Genomic DNA, 18,917 nt, shown 5'->3' on the forward strand with positions numbered 1-18,917 from the left:
GGTGTTCTACTCCTTCGATCGAATCCTTATGCCGCTCAGCGGGACGTTGACGGCCCCACTCGGGTCGGTGAAAAAGTCGTTGCCCTTGTCGTCAACAACGATGAAGGCCGGAAAATTCTCGACCTCGATCTTCCACACTGCCTCCATCCCGAGCTCGGGGTACTCGATGATCTCCTGGCTCTTGATGCAGTCGAGCGCCAGTCGGGCGGCCGGGCCGCCGATCGAGCCGAGGTAGAAGCCGCCGTGCGAGTTGCACGCCTCGGTGACCTGCTTGGAACGATTTCCCTTGGCCAGCATGACCATCGAGCCGCCGGCGGCCTGGAACTGCTCGACGTAGGAGTCCATGCGGCCGGCGGTCGTGGGACCGAACGAACCGGAGGCCATGCCCTCCGGGGTCTTGGCCGGACCGGCGTAGTACACCGGGTGATCGCGCAGGTAATCGGGCATCGGCTCGCCGGCGTCGAGGCGTTCCTTGATCTTCGCGTGAGCGATGTCGCGGGCCACCACCAGGGGGCCCGTCAGCGACAGGCGTGTCTTGACCGGGTACTGCGACAGCTGTGCCAGGATCTCGGTCATCGGGCGGTTGAGATCGACCTCGACCACCTCGCCGCCCGAGATGTCCTCCGCCACACCGGCAGCCGGCATGTACTCGGCCGGGTCGGTCTCGAGCTGCTCGAGGAACACCCCGTCGGCGGTGATCTTGCCGAGCGCCTGCCGGTCGGCCGAACACGACACCGCGATGGCCACCGGGCACGACGCGCCGTGGCGGGGCAGACGCACGACGCGGACGTCGTGGCAGAAGTACTTGCCGCCGAACTGGGCGCCGATGCCGAAGGACTGGGTCAGCTTGAAGACCTCGTCCTCGAGCTCGAGGTCGCGGAAGCCGTGCGCCGACATCGAACCCTCCGTCGGCAGGTTGTCGAGGTAGTGCGCGGAGGCGTATTTGGCGGTCTTCAGCGCGAATTCGGCTGAGGTGCCACCGATCACGACGGCCAGGTGATAGGGCGGGCAGGCCGCGGTGCCGAGCGAGCGGATCTTCTCGTCGAGGAACTCGAGGATGGACTTCGGGTTGAGGATGGCCTTGGTCTCCTGGAACAGGAAGGACTTGTTGGCCGACCCGCCACCCTTGGCCATGAACAGGAACTTGTACTCCGGGCCCTTGGGGCCCTGCTCGGTGGCGTAGATCTCCACCTGGGCCGGGAGGTTGGTCCCGGTGTTCTTCTCGTCGTACGTGGTCAGCGGTGCGAGCTGCGAATAGCGCAGGTTGAGCTGCGTGTAGGCGTCGTAGACACCCCTCGAGATCGCCTCGGCGTCGTCGGTGCCGGTCAGCACGCCCTCGCTCTTCTTGCCCATCACGATCGCGGTGCCGGTGTCCTGGCACATCGGCAGGACGCCACCGGCGGAGATGTTGACGTTCTTGAGCAGGTCGAGGGCCACGAAGCGGTCGTTGCCCGATGCCTCGGGGTCGTCGATGATCTTGCGGAGCTGCGCGAGGTGGGCCGGGCGCAGGTAGTGGCTGATGTCGTGCATGGCCTCGGCGGTGAGCTTGCGGATCGCCTCCGGCTCCACCTTGAGGAACGTCTGTCCGCCGGCTTCGAACGTCGAGACACCCTCGGTGGTGATGAGTCGGTAGGGGGTCTCGTCGGCGCCGATGGGGAGCAGATCAGAGTAGAGAAACTCGGGGGCTGAGGGTGGTTTACTCACGCACCGGATCGTATCGCCCCAGCAAAACGGCCCCACGTCAGAGGTGACCGGACTCGTGAGATGGATCACGGTCGCAGCTCCCCGACGCGGGGCCGTTTGCTCGGTGTGTCAGAGGTCGACGCCGGGCGTCAGAGACTGATGCGGGCGTACTCGCGCAGCTTGGCCGGCTTGTGGACGGCCTCGATGCGGCGGACGGTGCCCGACTTCGATCGCATGACCAGCGAACGAGTGGTCGCACCGTTGGGACGGTAGGTGACGCCGCGCAGCATGTCGCCGTTGGTGACACCGGTCGCGCAGAAGAAGCTGTTCTCGCCGCTCACCAGGATGTCGTTGGTCAGGACCCGGTCGAGGTCGTGACCCGCGTCGATGGCCTTCTGGCGCTCCTCGTCGTTGCGGGGCCACAGCTTGCCCTGGATCTCGCCGCCCATGCACTTCATCGCGACGGCCGTGATGATGCCCTCGGGGGTGCCACCGACGCCCATCAGCATGTCGACGGTCGAGTAGTCGTCGGCGGCCGCCACGGCGCCGGCGACGTCACCGTCGGAGATGAGGCGGATCTTGGCGCCGGCCTGGCGGATCTCGCCGATGAGATCGGCGTGGCGGGGCCGGTCGAGGACGATGACGGTGAGGTCGGCGACGTCGATGCCCTTGGCCTTGGCGACCGAGTTGATGTTCCACTCGACCGACTCGTTGATGTTGATGGCGCCCTTGGCGTCCGGACCCACGGCGATCTTGTCCATGTAGAACACGGCCGACGGGTCGTACATGGTGCCGCGTTCGCTGACCGCGATCACCGAGATCGAGTTGGGGCGGCCCTCGGCCATCAGGGTGGTGCCGTCGATGGGATCGACCGCGACATCGCAGTCGGGGCCCTCGCCGTTGCCGACCTCTTCGCCGTTGTACAGCATCGGCGCCTCGTCCTTCTCGCCCTCGCCGATCACGACGACGCCGCGCATGGAGACCGTCGAGAGGAGCTGGCGCATCGCGTCCACCGCCGCGCCGTCGCCGCCGTTCTTGTCACCGCGACCCACCCAGCGGCCGGCCGCGAGTGCAGCCGACTCCGTCACACGGACCAATTCCATCGCGAGGTTGCGATCGGGTGCCTGGTGGTTGCTGGCTGTCATGGGCTTCGGCTCCTCATGTGTGGCCCCGATCTCAGTGGGTCGCAGCCCCTGGGATCCGTGGGTGTGGCGGTGATCTCAGGGACCATCCTTGCATGTCACACCGGCCGTTCGGTGACTGACCCTGGTAGTGGGATACTCGGCGACATGGCAGACAAACCGCGCATTCTCATCAACGGCAAGGACATGTTCTGGTCGTTGGTGCCGCTGATCGCGCTGTGTGCATTGGTGGCGATCGCGTCGGGGAATTGCTCGGTCGGCTTGAATCAGGACCCCGCAGACAGCAAGGTGCCCGCGTTCGACGTGGTCACCGCACTGGACGCCGACGCCCGGCAGATGCCGTTCCCGATCCGCCGGCCGCCCACACCCGAAGGATGGAAGCCCAACTCCGGCTCGTCGGATGCGATCGAGGGACATCGGGTCAGCACCGTCGGCTGGCTCAGTGCGAGCAAGGCCTATGTGCAGCTGAGTCAGACCGACGCCTCGGAGGACCTGCTGGTGCCGTACCTCGGCGGGAGCGGTGACGAGTACGCGGACACCACCGGCACCGGTACCCGCGAAGCGGGTGGCCGGCAGTGGGTGACCTACGAGACCTCCGAGGGCAAGAAGTTCTGGATCGCCGACTTCGGCGATGTCCGGATCGGCGTGCTCTCCCGGGGACCGGACTCCGACATCGAGACGATCGCGTCGTCGGTGGCGACGCAGCCACCGCTCGATGCCTGAGTGGAGACGATTCGAGTAGCCGACTACTCGCGATGACGAGTGCCTCCGTTCATAGCGTCTGCTCCAGGAGGCGCTCATGTCCGGGGAATTCTGGCACAGGTACAGGTGGACACCGGCGACGTCGTTGTCCGCACAGGCCGACGCCTGGCTGAACATCATGTGGGGACGACTCGTCCTCGTCGCGGTGCTCGTCGCACTGCTGGTGATCGTGGTTCCCGTGTACGGGGCCGGCGCGGCCGTTGCGGCGACCGGCGGTCAGGTCATCAGCGTGCCGTGCGTGCGAGTCGACCCACCGGCCGGCCGCCGGGAACCGCTGGTGCTCACCGATGGTCCGGTTCGAGCCGCCGAGCGGTCGCGGGTGTCCGCGGTCGACCAGCGGGTCCTCGTCGACTTCGACTGAGGTCACTCATCGTCGTCGTCGGCCGAATTCTTCTGTGCGATCACGGTTTCGATGCGTTCACGCGCGCCGCGGAGATGTTCTTCGCAGCGAGTCGCGAGCGCCTCGCCCCGTTCCCACAGGGCCAGTGAGGTGTCGAGATCGAGGCCACCGTGCTCGAGTGTGCTGACGATGTCGGCGAGTTCGTCGCGCGCCTCCTCGTATCCGAGTTCGGTGACCGGTGTGTACTCCTCGTCGGTGCTCACGAATCTCCTTCGTCGTCCGTGGACGTGGATGTGGGTGCCTCGGTGGCGGTGACGGTGGCCCTCGCCGCGCCGTCGGCGACGCGGATGCGTAGTTCGGCGCCCGCCGGCAGATCGTCGAGAGTGCTGACGACGTGGGTCACGTCGGTGTCGGTTCGTTGCACGACCGCGTAGCCACGCGCGAGGGTCTGGGCCGGGCCCAGGGTCGAGAGCCGGGCCGCGAGGTGCTCGTGGCGCCGGTCCTCGGTGTCGACGTGGCGTAGGACGTCGCGCCGCAGGGCACGCACCAGCTCGGCCACGTTCGCGGACTCCTGGTCGACGATCACGCCCGGCCGGGCGAGGACCGGACGTCGCCGCAGTCCGTCGATCACCCCGGTCTCGCGGCGCACCCAGTTGCGCAACGCCTGAGCGCTACGCCGGCGCAGGTCGTCGATCCCGGCGAGTTCGGCCTCGACGTCGGGCACCACTCGCTTGGCGGCGTCGGTCGGGGTGGCCGCACGCAGGTCGGCGACGAGGTCGAGCAGCGGATTGTCGGGCTCGTGCCCGATCGCGCTGACCACCGGCGTCCGACACCGCGAGACCGCCCGCAACAGCGCCTCGTCGGAGAACGGCAGCAGATCCTCGACGCTGCCGCCGCCGCGGGCGATGATGATCACCTCGACGTCGGGGTGGGCGTCGAGGTCGGCGAGGTGGGTCAGGATCCGTGCCACCGCCGTCGGGCCCTGCACGGGTGCCTCACGGATGTCCAGGCGCACGGCCGACCACCGGCTGGTGGCGACGCTGACCACGTCGTGCTGGGCGGCACTGGCCCGCCCGCTGATCAGCCCGATGGCGCGGGGCAGGAACGGCAGCGGACGTTTGAGCCGGCTGTCGAACAACCCCTCGGCGGCCAGCAGCTGACGGAGGCGTTCGATCCGCAGCAGCAGTTCGCCGACCCCGACCGGACGGATGTCGCTGATCCGCAACGACACCGTGCCGCGGCCCGTGTAATAACTCGGGCGGCCGAGGACGACCACGTGGCTGCCGTCGGTCAGCGGAACCTCGGTGCGCGTCAACAGATCCGGGCTGCACGTCACCGAGATGGAGATGTCGGCGGCCGGGTCCCGCAGGGTGAGGAAGGCCGTGCGGGTACCGGGGCGCCGGCTGATCTGGGTGACCTGACCCTCCACCCAGATCTGGCCCAATCGGTGTATCCAGTCGGCGATCTTCGTGTTGACCGTGCGTACCGGCCACGGATTCTCGGCCGAATTCGGCGAGGTCCCGCTCACGCCTCGGTGGAGCGCTTGTTCTGCGACGCGATCCGGTTCTCGAGCATCGTCACGAACGGTGCGCGACCGCGGTTCGACTTCTCGTAGTCGACGAGGCTGGTGAGGTCGTCGGTGCCGACCGCCCGTAGACGTGCCCGCAACTGTGCCAGGGTCAGCGTGTCGTAGTCGATGAGTTCGACGATCTCGGGTGTCGAGCCGTTCTTCGACGCCGGGGCAGGGGTCGCCGGCGTCTCCGCGGCGTCCAGGACGTCTTCGGGCGCGGAGCTGTACAGCGCGAAACGGCCGGCATCGGCACGCGGCGGTGCGGCGGTGGCATCCGTGGCATCGGCGGGCTGGTCGCCCGGGTCGTTGCCGTCGGCGGCGGCCTCGATCTCGTCGTCGACGGTGGTGGCCTTCGTGGAAGGCCTGGCGGGCTTCGCGGGCGTCTCGATCGGTACGTCGCCGGCGTGGGCGTCGGCGTCGGGGGCCGGGGTCTCGACGTCGTCCTCGTCGAAGCGGGCCCACTCGGGCTCCTCGCTGGGCTTGTCGAAGATCATCTCCAGGACGGCGTCGCCCTTGATGGCGAGTTCGGCGATGTTCTGCTGGGCCCGCATACCTGCCTGCAGGGTCTGGCTGACCGCAGTCATCGGGAGGGTGACAAACAGCGCGGGAAGCTTGCGCGTCTCCTCGAGGGCGGTGACGATCAGACCTGCGGCGATACGGGCCGGGTAGGGTGCGCGATGCATGCCAACACTCTGCCATCACGGGCACCCGTCTGTAACCCGTACCCTGGAAGCATGTCTGTCACGAAGCGTGTCCTGCTCGCCGAACCTCGCGGCTACTGCGCGGGTGTCGACCGCGCGGTGGAGACGGTCGAGCGTGCTCTCGACAAGCACGGCGCTCCCGTCTATGTCCGCAAGGAGATCGTGCACAACCGCCACGTGGTCGAGACCCTGGCGGATCGCGGGGCGATCTTCGTGGGGGAGACCGACGAGGTGCCGGAGGGGTCGATCGTCGTGTTCTCCGCACACGGTGTCTCACCGCAGGTCCATGCGACCGCCGCGGAACGCAACCTGAAGACCATCGACGCGACCTGTCCGCTGGTGACGAAGGTGCACCAGGAGGCCAAGCGGTTCGCCCGCGACGACTACGACATCCTTCTGATCGGCCACGAGGGCCACGAGGAGGTCGAGGGGACGGCCGGTGAGGCGCCCGAGCACATCCAGCTGGTGGACGGCCCGGACAGTGTGGACTCGGTGACCGTGCGTGACGAGTCGAAGCTGGTCTGGCTGTCGCAGACCACGCTCTCGGTCGACGAGACCATGGAGACGGTGAGGCGCCTGCGCGAGAAGTTCCCGCTGCTCAACGATCCGCCCAGCGACGACATCTGTTACGCCACCCAGAACCGGCAGGTCGCCGTCAAGGCGATGGCCCCCGACTGCGATCTCGTCATCGTCGTCGGTTCCAAGAACTCGTCGAACTCGGTTCGCCTGGTCGAGGTGGCCCTGCAGGCGGGCGCCAGGGCCGGCCACCTGGTCGACTACGCGCGCGAGATCGACGACGTCTGGCTCGAAGGTGTGAGCACGGTGGGCGTCACCTCCGGTGCGTCGGTGCCCGAGGTCCTCGTCCGCGGCGTGCTCGACTTCCTCGCCGAACGCGGCTACGACACGGTGGACACCGTCAACACCGCCAACGAGACACTGACCTTCGCGCTGCCGCGGGAGTTGCGGCCCGCGCGTACCACCAGCTGATCAGAATCTGTCTGATCAGAACTCGTCGGGGTCGAGCTTGCGCACCCGACGGTGGGGCAGCGCGATCGCCAGCACGGTCGCGATGAGCGCGGCGCTGACACCCGCCCCCGCGACGGCGACGTTGCGTGCGGTGTGGTCCGGCGGCGTCGGGGGTGCCGGTGCGGCGATCGGGGCCGACTGCGGCCCGGCCCGCTGATCGGCGGGTAGTTCCGCGGTCAGGGCGGAGACCGGGTCGACGACCCCGTGACCGATCCGCTGGTCGTGTCCGGTTCCCGGGGCGTGGGCGGTCGCCACGATCCGATCCATGACCTCCCGTGCGCTCAGGTCGGGGAACCGTGCCCGGACCAGAGCTGCGGTACCGGCGACGTAGGGTGCGGCGAAGCTCGTCCCGATCAGCGGCAGCGGCCCGTTCTCGCTGCGTTGCGCCGACACCAGGCGGCCCGAACCCTTCGCGCTGTCGAGACTCACGATGTCGGTGCCCGGTGCCGCCACACCCACCCACGGGCCGTGGAGGCTGAAATCGCTCGGTGTGCCGGTCGCGGCGTCGATCGAGGCGACGGTGAGGACGTACGGCGAGTACCACGCGGGACTCGCGATCGTCGTCACCGCACTCCAGTCGTCCGGGTCGCCGGCGGGAGGCGTCGGATTCTGGCTCTGGCAGGCGCCGTCCCGGGTGATGTTGCCGGCCGCCGCCACCACCACGACGTCGCGGTCGTAGGCGTATCGGATCGCCGCCCCGAGTGCGCGGTCGTCGACCTTGTCGGCCGCCGGCGCGCACGCGACCTCGGAGATGTTGATGACGGTGGCGCGCAGGTCGACGGCGCGGACGATGGCGTGGGCGAGTGTACGGACCGAACCGTAGCCCGAGCCGATCGCCGGTGCGGGGTCGTCGTCGCGGCGATCGTTCTTGGCCTTGAAGGCGCTGCTGGACTGGCGGATGCCGATGATCGAAGCTGCGGGCGCGACGCCGGCGAAGGCGTCCGAGGTGCTCGGCCGGGCGGCGATGATGCCCGCGACCAGGGTGCCGTGGGCGTCGCAGTCCTCGAGTCCGGTGCCGTTCGAGACGTAGTCGCCGCCCGCGGTGACGCGCCCGAGTCGCGGGTGCGGGGTCACGCCGGTGTCGATGACGGCCACCCGCTGTCCGGCGCCACGGCTGAAGCGCCAGGCCTCCTCGAGATTCATCATCGATTGGGCGGCAGTCGGATTCGCGGTGTTGCGGGTGAGGGTCGCGGTGTTGCACAGATGGCTCTGCTCGGTCGGTTCCGGCGGTGCGACAGGTGCCGAACGGATCAGTGCCGATGCGTCGACACGCGGCGGGGTGACCGCGGCGGCGGGGGAGGAGGTCAACCCGAGCAGGGTCGCGGTCAGCGCCAGCGCGAGAGGCGCCGCGATCCGGGTGCGTGCCCGGGACATCAGATCTCCCGGACGATCCGGTACAGGTCGAGCAACCACAGCAGCAGCGGGACGATGAGCGCGACGAGGATGTACTCGCCGATCTCCGCCCACCGGCGCATCACCGGGGAGAAATCCTGATGAGGCGCAACGACTCCGAAGACGAGCGCGGCGATCAGGACGACGCTGCCCAGGGCGAAGGACACGATCGGCCACCGGCCGTCCCCGAACGCCAGACCGACCAGCAGGGTGAGCACCACGAGCGCGCCGCCGATGATGAGGATCGCCGCCTGGAAGAGGTCGCTGTGGGAGCGTCCGCGCAGGCACAGGACCACGCCGATGATCGCGGCGTAGGCCGCGTTCTTCCATTCGAAGCCGGCGAGGGGAGCGGCGGTGAGCACCGCCGAGATCGCGACGATGCCGGTGAGGCCGCCGATGATGCCGGTCAGGTACGCGTTGGCGATGTATGAGCGACGTTCCAGCGCATCGGCCTTCGGCAGTGCCGTGGCCCCGATCGCGCCGATGCCCTCGATCGACGGCTGCGGTTCGATGTCCTTGACGTCGATGGCCGCGCCCGCGGTGGGGACCGGCGGCAACGGCAGTTTGGCGAGCAGGATCGTCAGTCGTGGGGAGAGCCCGATCAGCAGCAGACCCACCGCCGCGACGACGGCCGCGACCTCCGCGACGTCGGCGTCGATGAGCATTCGGGCACCACATCCCAGGACGCCGGCGAGTGCGGCGCTGGTCACCGCACTGTGGGCGGTCGCACCGACCGCGGTCATCCGGTAGGTGATGACCGCCGTGGCCAGGGTCAGCGCGAATCCGAGTGTCAGATGCGCGGCGCCGAAGGATCCGGGCGTGAGGATCATGCCGGTCACGAATGCCATCGGCGCCGCGCAGACCGAGAGGATCGTCGAGCTGAGCTGATCCCGGTAGTAGCGCGCGACGATCGTGGCCGCGGTGATCAGTCCGATCACCGCCAGCCCGGATCCTCCCGCGAGCCACAGTGCGCCGCTGTCGAGTCGACTCGCGGCGAGCCCCGCCGCCGCGGCGACCGCCGCGACCAGGGCCAGTGCATGACCCACATACCTCGCCGAGGTCGCGGTCCAGCTCATGAACTGGGATTCGTTCAGTCGCGCAACGGCATCGACCACGTCGTCGAACAGGATCGGCGACTCACCGGTCCGGGTGGAGGTCAGCAGGAGAAGGTCGCCGTCGCGGATTCCCGACTCCGACAGCGAGCGGTGCAGGGCCAGCGGTTCCTGACCGACCAGGGCCAGGGTCCAGCGGTTCTGCCGGTCGTGCGGGCGGCCGCGGCCGCGGGAATCCGAGTCGGGGTCGTCCGGGTCGTGACGGTTGGGGTTGCGCGACTCGATCTGTGCGACGAGGTCACCGATGAGTCCGGCGATCGGGATGCCCGCGGGCAGTCCGACGTCGAGTTGGGTGTTGCCGCCCAGCACCGAAACACGTACGAGCTGCGGCTCGATTGCGGTGTCCGCGCGTCGACGGTCACCGCCACTGCCGTCCGCGGCGGTCGTCGGGTGTCCCGGCGCGAATCCGTCCACAGGTGACATACAGGTCAATCCTCCCCCAGGTTTCAGCAGCTAACATAGCCAACTTCAGCGGGTTCGCCCGCCCGGGGATACACAGCTCGAGGTGTCAGGGGGGATCGAGTGGTCACGACCACTGAGGGATTCGTGCGTCGGCCACGCATCACGCCGCCTCGAATGCCGGGCGGCGAGGTCAACATCCAGGCGCCGCCGGACGTCCCGCGCGTGGTGCCCGGCAACCTGCTCATGAAGCTGCTGCCGGTGGTGATGATCGTCGCCGTCGTCGGCATGATCGCGCTGATGATGGTCACCGGTGGCCGCAACATCCTGACCAATCCGCTGTTCATGATGTTCCCGCTGATGATGCTCATGTCGATGTTCGGCATGTTCGCCGCCGGTGGGCGCGGCGGCGGCAAGCGCGCCGCGGAACTCAACGAGGAGCGCAAGGACTACTTCCGCTACCTCGGCCAGTTGCGCGCCCAGGTCTTCGACACCGTGGAGAACCAGCGCGCCGCCCGCACCTGGAGTCATCCCGATCCGCACGCGCTGCTCGACGTCGTCGGCAGCCGGCGGATGTGGGAGCGACGCCCCGCCGACAACGACTTCGCCCATGTGCGTGTGGGAGTCGGCGTCCAACGCCTCGCGACGCGGCTGATGCCGCCGGAGACCGGCCCGCTCGAGGACATCGAGCCGGTGTCGATGGTGGCCCTGCGTCGCTTCGTGCGGACCCATTCCGCGGTGTACAGCTTGCCCCGGTCGATCTCGCTCCGCGGCTTCCCGGCGATCAACATCGAGGGTGCCCGGCAGGAGACCCGCGAACTGGTCCGTTCGATGATCGTCGAACTCTGCGCCTTCCACGGCCCCGACCACCTCCACATCGGCATCGTCACCGGCGACCCCGCCGGCGAAGCCTGGGACTGGGCGAAATGGCTTCCGCACGTAGGGCATCCGACGCTGCGCGACGGTATCGGGCCGATGCGGATGATCTATCCGACGCTCGCCGATCTCGAGAACGCGCTGGCCGCCGACCTGCTGGAGCGAGGTCGGTTCAGCAGGTCGGCGCCGCCGAACGGGAACCGCGCCCACCTGGTGGTCGTCATCGACGACGGTTACGTCGCCGGCGACGAGCGCATCCTCAGCTCCGCGGGCATGGAGGGCGTGACCGTCCTCGACCTGACGGCACCGCCGGACGGTCTCGCGGCCCGGCGCGGCCTGCAACTCGTGGTGCGCGGGGGGAAGGTCTCGGCCCGGAGCGTCGCGGGCGTCGAGGAATTCGCGGACATGGACTCGCTGACGATCGCCGAGGCGGAGGCGATCGCACGCCGCATGGCCCGGTACCGGCTGGCGACGGCGGCCACCCTGGCGAACCTGGAATCGGAGGCCACCTCGACCGATCCGGGCCTGCCCGCCCTCCTCGGCATCGACGACGCCGCCCGTTTCGACCCGGCCACGGCCTGGCGCGGACGCACCGGTCGAGAACGTCTGCGGGTGCCGATCGGATACACCCCGAGCGGCGCGCCGGTCGAACTCGACATCAAGGAGAGCGCCCACGGTGGCATGGGACCCCATGGCCTCTGTATCGGTGCGACGGGTTCCGGCAAGTCGGAGTTCCTGCGGACCCTCGTCCTGGCCATGCTGGCCACGCATTCGCCGACCGAGCTGAACCTGGTCCTCGTCGACTTCAAGGGCGGCGCGACCTTCCTCGGGCTCGAGTCCGCACCGCATGTCGCGGCGATCATCACCAACCTCGAGCAGGAACTGTCGATGGTCGACCGCATGAAGGATGCGTTGTCGGGCGAGATGAATCGCCGCCAGGAGGTCCTGCGTGCGGCGGGCAACTACGCCAACGTCGCCGACTACGAACGTGCCCGCGCCTCGGGTGTGCGCCTCGAACCGCTGCCCGCCCTGTTCATCGTCGTCGACGAGTTCTCCGAACTGCTCTCGCAGAAACCGGATTTCGCCGAACTCTTCGTCGCGATCGGTCGTCTGGGCCGCTCGTTGCACATCCACCTGCTGCTGGCCTCGCAACGTCTCGAGGAGGGCAAGCTCCGTGGGCTCGACTCCCACCTGTCGTATCGAATCGGCCTGAAAACCTTCTCCGCCAACGAATCCCGGTCGGTACTCGGTGTCCCCGACGCCTACCACCTACCGAGCGTGCCCGGTTCGGCCTACCTGAAATGTGACTCGGACGACCCGGTCCGGTTCAACACCTCTTATGTCTCGGGTCCGTACTATTCGCCGGCCGTGGCGTCAGACACCTCGGACACCATGACGTCGGGGATACCGCGACTCGGGAACCTCAAGGTCTTCACCGCGCTGCCGGTCCCGCTGGACGAGGGTTCCCCGCGGTCGCTGCTCGATCAGGCGGCGAGCCTGCTCGACGAGGAGCCGCCGGCCCTCGACGCCGCGCCCGCCGACTTCGAGCCGACCTCGGTGTCGGTGCCGACGCTGATGCAGACCATCATCGGTCGCATGGAGGGCTCCGGCCCGCCGGCTCACCGGGTCTGGCTGGACCCGCTCGACGATTCGCCGACCGTGGAACACCTGGTCGGAGCACGCGACTGGACCAAGCCGACGGTCCCCGGCAACCTGGCCTTGCCCATCGGTCTGGTCGATCGCCCCTACGACCAGCGACGCGATCCCCTCGTCATCGACCTGGCGGGCGCGGCCGGCAACGTGGCCGTGGTCGGTGGCCCGCAGTCGGGCAAGTCGACGACGCTGCGCACGATCATCATGGCCGCGGCGGCCACGCACACGCCGGAACAGGTGCAGTTCTACTGCCTGGACTTCGGCGGCGGCAGTCTCGCCGGCCTCGCCGGTCTCCCACATGTTGGTTCGGTTGCGTCCCGCGGCGACATGGATGCCGTCCGCCGCACCGTTGCCGAGGTCGGGGCGGTCGTCCGGGCGCGGGAGCTGTTGTTCGGCCGTCTCGGCGTCGAGTCGATGCGTGATTACCGGGCCCGCCGTGCGGCCTGGTTCGCCTCCGGGACCCTCGCGCCCGACGATCCGTTGGCCGCCGACCGGTTCGGCGACGTCTTCCTCGTGCTCGACGGCATCAGCGTGCTGCGTTCCGAACTCGAGTCGCTCGAGGAGCAGATCACCACGATCGTCTCTCAGGGGTTGTCTTTCGGCGTGCACGTGATCGTCAGCGCCTCGCGGTGGGCCGAGATCCGCCCGGCGGTCCGAGACCTCCTGGGTACGCGCATCGAACTGCGCCTCGGCGACCCGTCGGACTCCGAGATGAGTCGCCGCGCCGCTGCGGGCGTCCCGCAGAACCGTCCCGGTCGGGGTCTCACCGCGGAAGAGCTCCACATGCTCATCGCCCTGCCGCGCCTCGACCCGGTCAGCAGCGCCGAGTCGCTGCCCGCCGGTGTGGTGGCCTCGGCGGAGAAACTCGCCGCCGCGTACCCGGGCCGTTCGGCGCTGCCGGTCCGCAAGCTGAGCACCGAGATCGCGATGTCGGCCGTCCAGAACGGGCTGGCCGCGGCCGAGGTCACGTTGTCGCTGAACCAGGTCGCGATCGGCGTCGGCGAACTGGAGCTGGCCCCGGTGGTGCTCGACTTCAACGCACAGCCCCACTTCATGGTGTTCGCCGACGTCGAGCACGGAAAGACGAACGTGCTGCGCGCGATCGTTCGCGGCCTCGTCGCCGGCGGCACCCCGGAGCAGGTGAAGATCGCGTTCATCGACTACCGCCGCACGATGCTCGGCGTGGTCGACGGCGATCACCTCGCCGGATATGCCAGCTCGCACGACAATGCCATGACACTGATGAACCAGCTGGCGGCATATCTCAAGGACTGCATGCCCCCGAACGACGTGACCGTTCAGCAGCTGCGGGAGCGTTCGTGGTTGGCCGGCAAGCCGGAGGTGTACCTCGTGGTGGACGACTACGACATGGTGGCAACATCGTCGGGCAACCCGTTGCTGCCGGTCATCGAGTACGCATCGCACGCCCGAGACATCGGTTTCCACATCGTCCTGGCGCGTCGATCCGGCGGCCTCGGCCGGGCGATGTTCGATCCCGTGATCGCGCGGCTGAAGGACCTGTCGTCCGACATCCTGCTGATGAGCGGCGACCGCGACGAAGGTTTCATCACCGGACGCAGCCGCATGCAGCGGCTGGTGCCCGGACGCGGTGAACTCGTCTCGCGGGTGCGTCCGCAGGAGATGATCCAGGTCGCCCACCTACCGGCCGACGACTAGCGACGGATCTGCCTTGGACGACACGGGTACGGGCAGGAGCGGGGTGAGCCGACGCCGTCCGACGGTCGTCGACCTCGCGTTCGGGCAGCCACGGATCTGGGATCCGGTCACCGGGCTCAGGTGCCCTGACCGCGATCTGCGCCCGCTGCTCCTCGCGGTCGACGAGATGACGGTCGTGCTCGACGGCCGGCGCCGGCACCTGCGGCAGGCGTGGCAGCAGGCGTTCGACGAGATGGGTGTCCACGCCTCGGATCCGGACCGCCCGCTGATCGTCGGGCATCCGAGTACCTGGGGACACCGGCGCGCGTCGTCGCTGGCCGATGCCGGAGGGCGGAGGGCGGGCCAGGCGCCACTGACGCTTCTCCCGCGTGCGGTCCTCATCGCGCGCAGCCACGCCGACATCACCGTGCGGCGCTGTGCCGTCGTGGAGACCACGCACATCCCGGAACCGCCCCACGATCCCGCCCGTCCACGCCCGGCTGCGTGGGATGTGCAGATCGTGCGGCGACACCCCGAGGGCTGGGACATCGAGCGCAGTGGGGTGATCGAGCCGGGGGACCGGGAGGCCGAGGGGCTGTCGATCATCGACGACGCGGTCGAAGCCGTCTTCGTCGACGGTGACGATCCGCGGGAGGTGGCGGCGGCGACAGAGCTGGTCGCCGCGCACGCGATCGCGGGCCGTGTCGTGCCGGTGGACCGCGACCTTCTCGTCCGTCTGGGCCGCCGGACCGGTGGTGTCGCCGACGACGCCGTGCCGGTGGCCGACGGGCCCGCGATGCCGGCGCCGGACGCGTCGAGGCGACGCAGCCGTCGTGTGCTGGCCGGTGCTGCGGCCGCGGCGGTGGTGGTCGTCGCCGTCGCCTTCGGGGTGGGGTGGTGGCAGCGGGACGACCCCGCGCCCGCTGCTGCCGAGGTCGCGGTCGGCCGCGCCACGATGTCGGTTCCCGGGAACTGGCGGGAGTCCGGGCAGGACACCCCGAGCGACACCACCGACGACCCGACCACGACCCGCACCGTGTTCGTCTCCGCCGACGACGGCCGGCGGATCATCGCGGTCCTGACCGAGCTGCGCGACGGGTCGACCCGGCAGTCCGTCGCCACGAGTCTGCGCAATCGCATCGACCAACGGGGCGACGACGTCGTCACCGAGTTCTCCGCGGACACCCGCTACGCCGGACGCGACGTCATCAGCTACCGGGAGGCACCGGCGTCGGGCAGCGCCATCCGCTGGTATGTCATCGTCGACGACGGTCTGCAGGTGTCCATCGGGTGTCAGGCCGGGACGACCGCCGAATCTGTGGACCGCGAATGCGCGGAGGCCGTCAGATCGGTACGGGTGGGGCAGTAGGGGACGAGCGTGACGGGTCGGCTCGGCGTTTTGACCCTGACCTGCACGGTCGCGTAACCTGGATCGCTGGTGCTCGGCGCCTGTCGCACACACGCGTGCACAGGCAGAAGAGACCCGGGTCCCCACTGGTCGCCGGGAACAACCTCCGCCGTACATCCGACCAGCACCCACAAGACAAGAGTTGAGGACCAACTGTGCCTACCTACACCCCGAAGGCCGGTGACATCACGCGTACGTGGCACGTCATCGACGCCACCGACGTGGTGCTCGGCCGGCTGGCCGTGCAGAGCGCGAACCTGCTCCGCGGCAAGCACAAGCCGACCTACGCCCCGCACATGGACGGTGGCGACTTCGTCGTCATCATCAACGCGGAGAAGGTCGCGCTGACCAGCAACAAGGCCGAGCGCAAGCTGAACTACACCCACTCGGGGCATCCCGGTGGCCTGAAGTCCCGCACCACTGCCGAGCTGCTCGAGACCTTCCCCGAGCGCGTCATCGAGAAGGCCATCAAGGGCATGCTGCCCTCGAACAAGCTCGGCCGTGCGATGGCCTCGAAGCTGAAGGTCTACGCAGGCCCGAACCATCCGCACGCGGCTCAGCGCCCCGTTCCCTTCGAGATCAAGCAGGTGGCCCAGTGACCAACGAGAACATCAACGAGGCCGTCGAGGCCGTCGAAGAAGCTGTCGAGGTCGTTGAGGCCGTGGAGGCCGTCGAGGCCGCTGCCGACGATTACGACACCGCTGCCGCTGTCGAAGAGGTTCGCGAGCCGGTCGTGATCGACCGTCCGATCCAGACCGTCGGCCGCCGCAAGGAAGCCGTCGTCCGCGTTCGCCTGCTGCCGGGCACCGGTGAGTTCAAGCTGAACGGCCGTTCGCTGGAGGAGTACTTCCCCAACAAGGTGCACCAGCAGCTCATCAAGGCTCCGCTGGTCACCGTCGAGCGCACCGAGTCGTTCGACATCTTCGCCAAGCTCGTCGGCGGCGGCCCCTCGGGCCAGGCCGGTGCGCTGCGTCTCGCCATCGCTCGTGCCCTCATCGAGGTCACCCCGGATGATCGCCCCGCCCTGAAGAAGGCCGGCTTCCTCACCCGTGACCCGCGTGCGGTCGAGCGCAAGAAGTACGGCCTCAAGAAGGCCCGCAAGGCGTCGCAGTACTCCAAGCGCTGATCTTGGCACGCCTTTTCGGTACCGACGGCGTCCGAGGCCTGGCCAACGCCGAGCTCACTCCCGAGCTCGCGTTGCGCCTGGCCTCGGCCGCCGCGGTCGTTTTCGAGGACCTGTCCGACGATCACTCGCGCCGCCCGCGTGCGGTGGTCGGTCGCGACCCACGAGCCTCCGGCGAGATGCTGGAAGCCGCCGTGTGCGCGGGACTCGCCGCGACCGGCGTCGACGCCATCCGCGTCGGCACCGTGCCCACCCCGGCGGTCGCGTTCCTGACCGCGGACTACCACGCCGAGTTCGGCGTGATGATCTCCGCGTCGCACAACCCCATGCCCGACAACGGGATCAAGTTCTTCTCCGCCGGCGGGCACAAGCTCGACGACGAGGTCGAGGACCGTATCGAAGCGGCGATGGACGACGACTTCGTCCGGCCCATCGGTGCGGCGGTCGGTCGTGTCCTCGACGCACCGGACGCGGGAGACCGCTACCGGCGGCACCTGGCCCAGGCCGTCGACGAGCGTCTGGACGGTCTGACGGTCGTGGTCGACTGCGCACACGGCGCCGCGTCGCAACTCGCGCCGCTGGCCTATGCCGACGCCGGTGCGAAGGTCATCGCGATCCACGCCGATCCCGACGGCCTGAACATCAACGCCGACTGCGGTTCCACCCACATGGACAAGCTGCAGGCCGCCGTCCTCGAGCACGGCGCCGATCTCGGTCTCGCCCACGACGGCGACGCCGATCGTTGCCTCGCAGTGGATTCCACCGGTCAGATCGTCGACGGCGACGCCATCATGGCGATCCTGGCGACGTCGCTCGCCGACAAGAACCGTCTGCACGAGAACGTCCTCGTCGCCACCGTCATGAGCAACCTCGGCCTGCACATCGCGATGCGCGAGGCGGGAATCACGGTGCGTACCACGGCCGTCGGCGACCGCTACGTGGTGGAGGAGCTGCGTCGCGGCGGGTACTCCCTCGGCGGTGAGCAGTCCGGCCACATCGTGGTCCCGGGATCGGGAACCACCGGCGACGGCATCCTCACCGGCCTGATGATCATGGCCCGCATGGCGGCCACCTCGTCGCGACTGGCCGACCTGGCCGGCATCGTGACGGTGCTGCCGCAGGAGCTCATCAACGTCCGCGTCGCCGACAAACACGCAGTCGCGGAGTCGCAGTCGGTCAAGCAGGCCGTCGTCGACGCCGAGGCCGAACTGGGCGAATCGGGACGAGTTCTGTTGCGTCCCTCCGGAACCGAACAGCTCGTCCGGGTGATGGTGGAAGCCGGCACCGCGGAGCAGGCGGGCACGGTCGCCCGTCGCCTCGCCGATGTCGTCGCCGCCGCCGGCGCATGACCCCCGATCTCGTGGACAGGGCCAGCACTCCGCGGGCGGTCCTGTTCGACTTCTCCGGCACCCTGTTCCGCTTCGAGGCGCGCGACGACTGGTTCGTCGATCTCCTCGACGATGCGGGCGAGGCGTTCGTCCCGGAGCGGCAGGCGGACATCATCCGCCGCATGGTCGCGCCGGTCGGACTGCCCGAGGGTATCGAGGGCGACGACCGGACCGCTTGGGAGCGAAGGGATCTCGATCCGGAATTGCACCGGGTCGGGTACCTCGCCCTGCTGCGCACGGTCGGGATGAGCAACGCCGGTCACGCCAACTCGCTCTACGACCGGGTCCTCGACCCGGAATCGTGGGTGCCGTTCGCCGACACCGTCGAGGTGCTGACGCGTCTCGCGGACACCGGGGTGCCGATCGGCATCGTCAGCAACATCGCCTTCGATCTGCGCAAAGTCCTTGCCCTGCACGGCATCGACCACCTCGTGGACGCCTACGCGCTCTCCTATGAGGTCGGCGCGATCAAACCCGAACCGCGCCTCTTCCGCGCCGCCCTCGACCCGATCGGCGTGCCGGCCGGCGACGTGCTCATGGTCGGGGACAGCGTGAAGGCCGACGGCGGTGCGCGTGCGCTGGGGTGTTCCTTCGCGCTCGTGCACGATGTGCCGCCGGCCGATCGCCCGACGGCGCTGCTCGACGCCGTGGCCGCTCATGGCATCGAGCTGCGCGACTGAGATCTC

At 68.9% G+C, this 18,917-nt stretch carries 16 protein-coding genes; 9 read left to right on the plus strand and 7 right to left on the minus strand.

The genetic code is table 11. The annotated features are described in order from the left end of the window. Positions 1-6: 6 nt before the first annotated feature. Complete coding sequence (locus tag IHQ52_RS11075) at positions 7-1,704, minus strand: fumarate hydratase (protein ID WP_006434423.1); 1,698 nt, start codon at positions 1,702-1,704, stop codon at positions 7-9. A gap of 128 nt (positions 1,705-1,832) precedes the next feature. Then, positions 1,833-2,828 (minus strand): class II fructose-bisphosphatase, encoded by a 996-nt coding sequence (gene glpX, locus IHQ52_RS11080; RefSeq protein WP_006434424.1) that lies wholly within the window; start codon positions 2,826-2,828, stop codon positions 1,833-1,835. 144 nt (positions 2,829-2,972) lie between these two features. Between glpX and IHQ52_RS11085 the strand changes: the two genes are divergently transcribed. After that, positions 2,973-3,548: a DUF4245 domain-containing protein gene (locus tag IHQ52_RS11085; protein WP_006434425.1), complete on the plus strand. Its 576-nt coding sequence runs from the start codon at positions 2,973-2,975 to the stop codon at positions 3,546-3,548. Positions 3,549-3,624: 76 nt separating this feature from the next. Then, positions 3,625-3,948, plus strand: coding sequence for a hypothetical protein (locus IHQ52_RS11090; RefSeq protein ID WP_006434426.1), 324 nt, complete (start codon positions 3,625-3,627; stop codon positions 3,946-3,948). A 2-nt stretch (positions 3,949-3,950) separates the two neighbouring features. Here IHQ52_RS11090 and IHQ52_RS11095 read toward each other — a convergent pair whose 3' ends face one another. The 3 genes from IHQ52_RS11095 to IHQ52_RS11105 are packed head-to-tail and all read right to left on the minus strand — an operon-like array spanning position 3,951 to position 6,180. Further along, on the minus strand, positions 3,951-4,190 hold the full coding sequence (locus IHQ52_RS11095; protein ID WP_006434427.1) for an exodeoxyribonuclease VII small subunit: 240 nt from the start codon (positions 4,188-4,190) through the stop codon (positions 3,951-3,953). Then, a complete protein-coding gene (gene xseA, locus IHQ52_RS11100) occupies positions 4,187-5,455 on the minus strand; it encodes an exodeoxyribonuclease VII large subunit (protein ID WP_006434428.1) in 1,269 nt (422 codons plus the stop codon). Before xseA ends, IHQ52_RS11095 begins: the two co-directional genes overlap by 4 nt. Then, positions 5,452-6,180 (minus strand): lipid droplet-associated protein, encoded by a 729-nt coding sequence (locus IHQ52_RS11105; RefSeq protein WP_024497572.1) that lies wholly within the window; start codon positions 6,178-6,180, stop codon positions 5,452-5,454. Before IHQ52_RS11105 ends, xseA begins: the two co-directional genes overlap by 4 nt. 51 nt (positions 6,181-6,231) lie before the next feature. Between IHQ52_RS11105 and IHQ52_RS11110 the strand changes: the two genes are divergently transcribed. Next, positions 6,232-7,185 carry a 4-hydroxy-3-methylbut-2-enyl diphosphate reductase gene (locus IHQ52_RS11110; RefSeq protein ID WP_024497573.1) on the plus strand — a complete coding sequence of 318 codons (954 nt, stop codon included), beginning with the start codon at positions 6,232-6,234 and terminating at the stop codon, positions 7,183-7,185. Between the two features lie 15 nt (positions 7,186-7,200). Here the strand turns inward: IHQ52_RS11110 and mycP are convergent, their stop codons facing one another. After that, entirely contained in the window at positions 7,201-8,598 is a 1,398-nt protein-coding gene (gene mycP / locus IHQ52_RS11115; RefSeq protein ID WP_024497574.1) for a type VII secretion-associated serine protease mycosin, read from the minus strand. Continuing rightward, a complete protein-coding gene (gene eccD, locus IHQ52_RS11120; protein ID WP_096273713.1) occupies positions 8,598-10,151 on the minus strand; it encodes a type VII secretion integral membrane protein EccD in 1,554 nt (517 codons plus the stop codon). The genes mycP and eccD overlap by 1 nt, the downstream gene beginning before the upstream one ends. A 99-nt stretch (positions 10,152-10,250) precedes the next feature. Between eccD and eccCa the strand changes: the two genes are divergently transcribed. From eccCa to IHQ52_RS11150, 6 genes are all read left to right on the plus strand, one after another. Next, complete coding sequence (gene eccCa / locus IHQ52_RS11125) at positions 10,251-14,333, plus strand: type VII secretion protein EccCa (RefSeq protein WP_096273715.1); 4,083 nt, start codon at positions 10,251-10,253, stop codon at positions 14,331-14,333. Positions 14,334-14,376: 43 nt separating this feature from the next. Further along, entirely contained in the window at positions 14,377-15,681 is a 1,305-nt protein-coding gene (locus IHQ52_RS11130) for a type VII secretion-associated protein (protein WP_024497577.1), read from the plus strand. A 194-nt stretch (positions 15,682-15,875) separates the two neighbouring features. Continuing rightward, the gene (gene rplM, locus IHQ52_RS11135; RefSeq protein WP_006434435.1) at positions 15,876-16,319 is read left to right on the plus strand and encodes a 50S ribosomal protein L13; all 444 of its coding nucleotides are present in this window, start codon (positions 15,876-15,878) and stop codon (positions 16,317-16,319) included. Further along, on the plus strand, positions 16,316-16,846 hold the full coding sequence (gene rpsI, locus IHQ52_RS11140; RefSeq protein WP_024497578.1) for a 30S ribosomal protein S9: 531 nt from the start codon (positions 16,316-16,318) through the stop codon (positions 16,844-16,846). The genes rplM and rpsI overlap by 4 nt, the downstream gene beginning before the upstream one ends. A gap of 2 nt (positions 16,847-16,848) precedes the next feature. Beyond that, complete coding sequence (gene glmM / locus IHQ52_RS11145; RefSeq protein WP_024497579.1) at positions 16,849-18,192, plus strand: phosphoglucosamine mutase; 1,344 nt, start codon at positions 16,849-16,851, stop codon at positions 18,190-18,192. Beyond that, positions 18,189-18,911: an HAD family hydrolase gene (locus IHQ52_RS11150; RefSeq protein ID WP_024497580.1), complete on the plus strand. Its 723-nt coding sequence runs from the start codon at positions 18,189-18,191 to the stop codon at positions 18,909-18,911. The genes glmM and IHQ52_RS11150 overlap by 4 nt, the downstream gene beginning before the upstream one ends. The last annotated feature ends 6 nt before the right edge of the window (positions 18,912-18,917 follow it).

It is taken from the genome of Gordonia amicalis (assembly GCF_022059885.1).
GTDB classification, from domain to species: domain Bacteria; phylum Actinomycetota; class Actinomycetes; order Mycobacteriales; family Mycobacteriaceae; genus Gordonia; species Gordonia amicalis.

Excerpts from the sequence above, each read along its gene's own strand:
- IHQ52_RS11105 (WP_024497572.1), bottom strand. The coding sequence starts at position 6,180 with ATGCATCGCGCACCCTACCCGGCCCGTATCGCCGCAGGTCTGATCGTC.
- eccD (WP_096273713.1), bottom strand. The coding sequence starts at position 10,151 with ATGTCACCTGTGGACGGATTCGCGCCGGGACACCCGACGACCGCCGCG.
- glpX (WP_006434424.1), bottom strand. The coding sequence starts at position 2,828 with ATGACAGCCAGCAACCACCAGGCACCCGATCGCAACCTCGCGATGGAA.
- IHQ52_RS11085 (WP_006434425.1), top strand. The coding sequence starts at position 2,973 with ATGGCAGACAAACCGCGCATTCTCATCAACGGCAAGGACATGTTCTGG.
- IHQ52_RS11090 (WP_006434426.1), top strand. The coding sequence starts at position 3,625 with ATGTCCGGGGAATTCTGGCACAGGTACAGGTGGACACCGGCGACGTCG.
- mycP (WP_024497574.1), bottom strand. The coding sequence starts at position 8,598 with ATGTCCCGGGCACGCACCCGGATCGCGGCGCCTCTCGCGCTGGCGCTG.
- IHQ52_RS11150 (WP_024497580.1), top strand. The coding sequence starts at position 18,189 with ATGACCCCCGATCTCGTGGACAGGGCCAGCACTCCGCGGGCGGTCCTG.
- IHQ52_RS11110 (WP_024497573.1), top strand. The coding sequence starts at position 6,232 with ATGTCTGTCACGAAGCGTGTCCTGCTCGCCGAACCTCGCGGCTACTGC.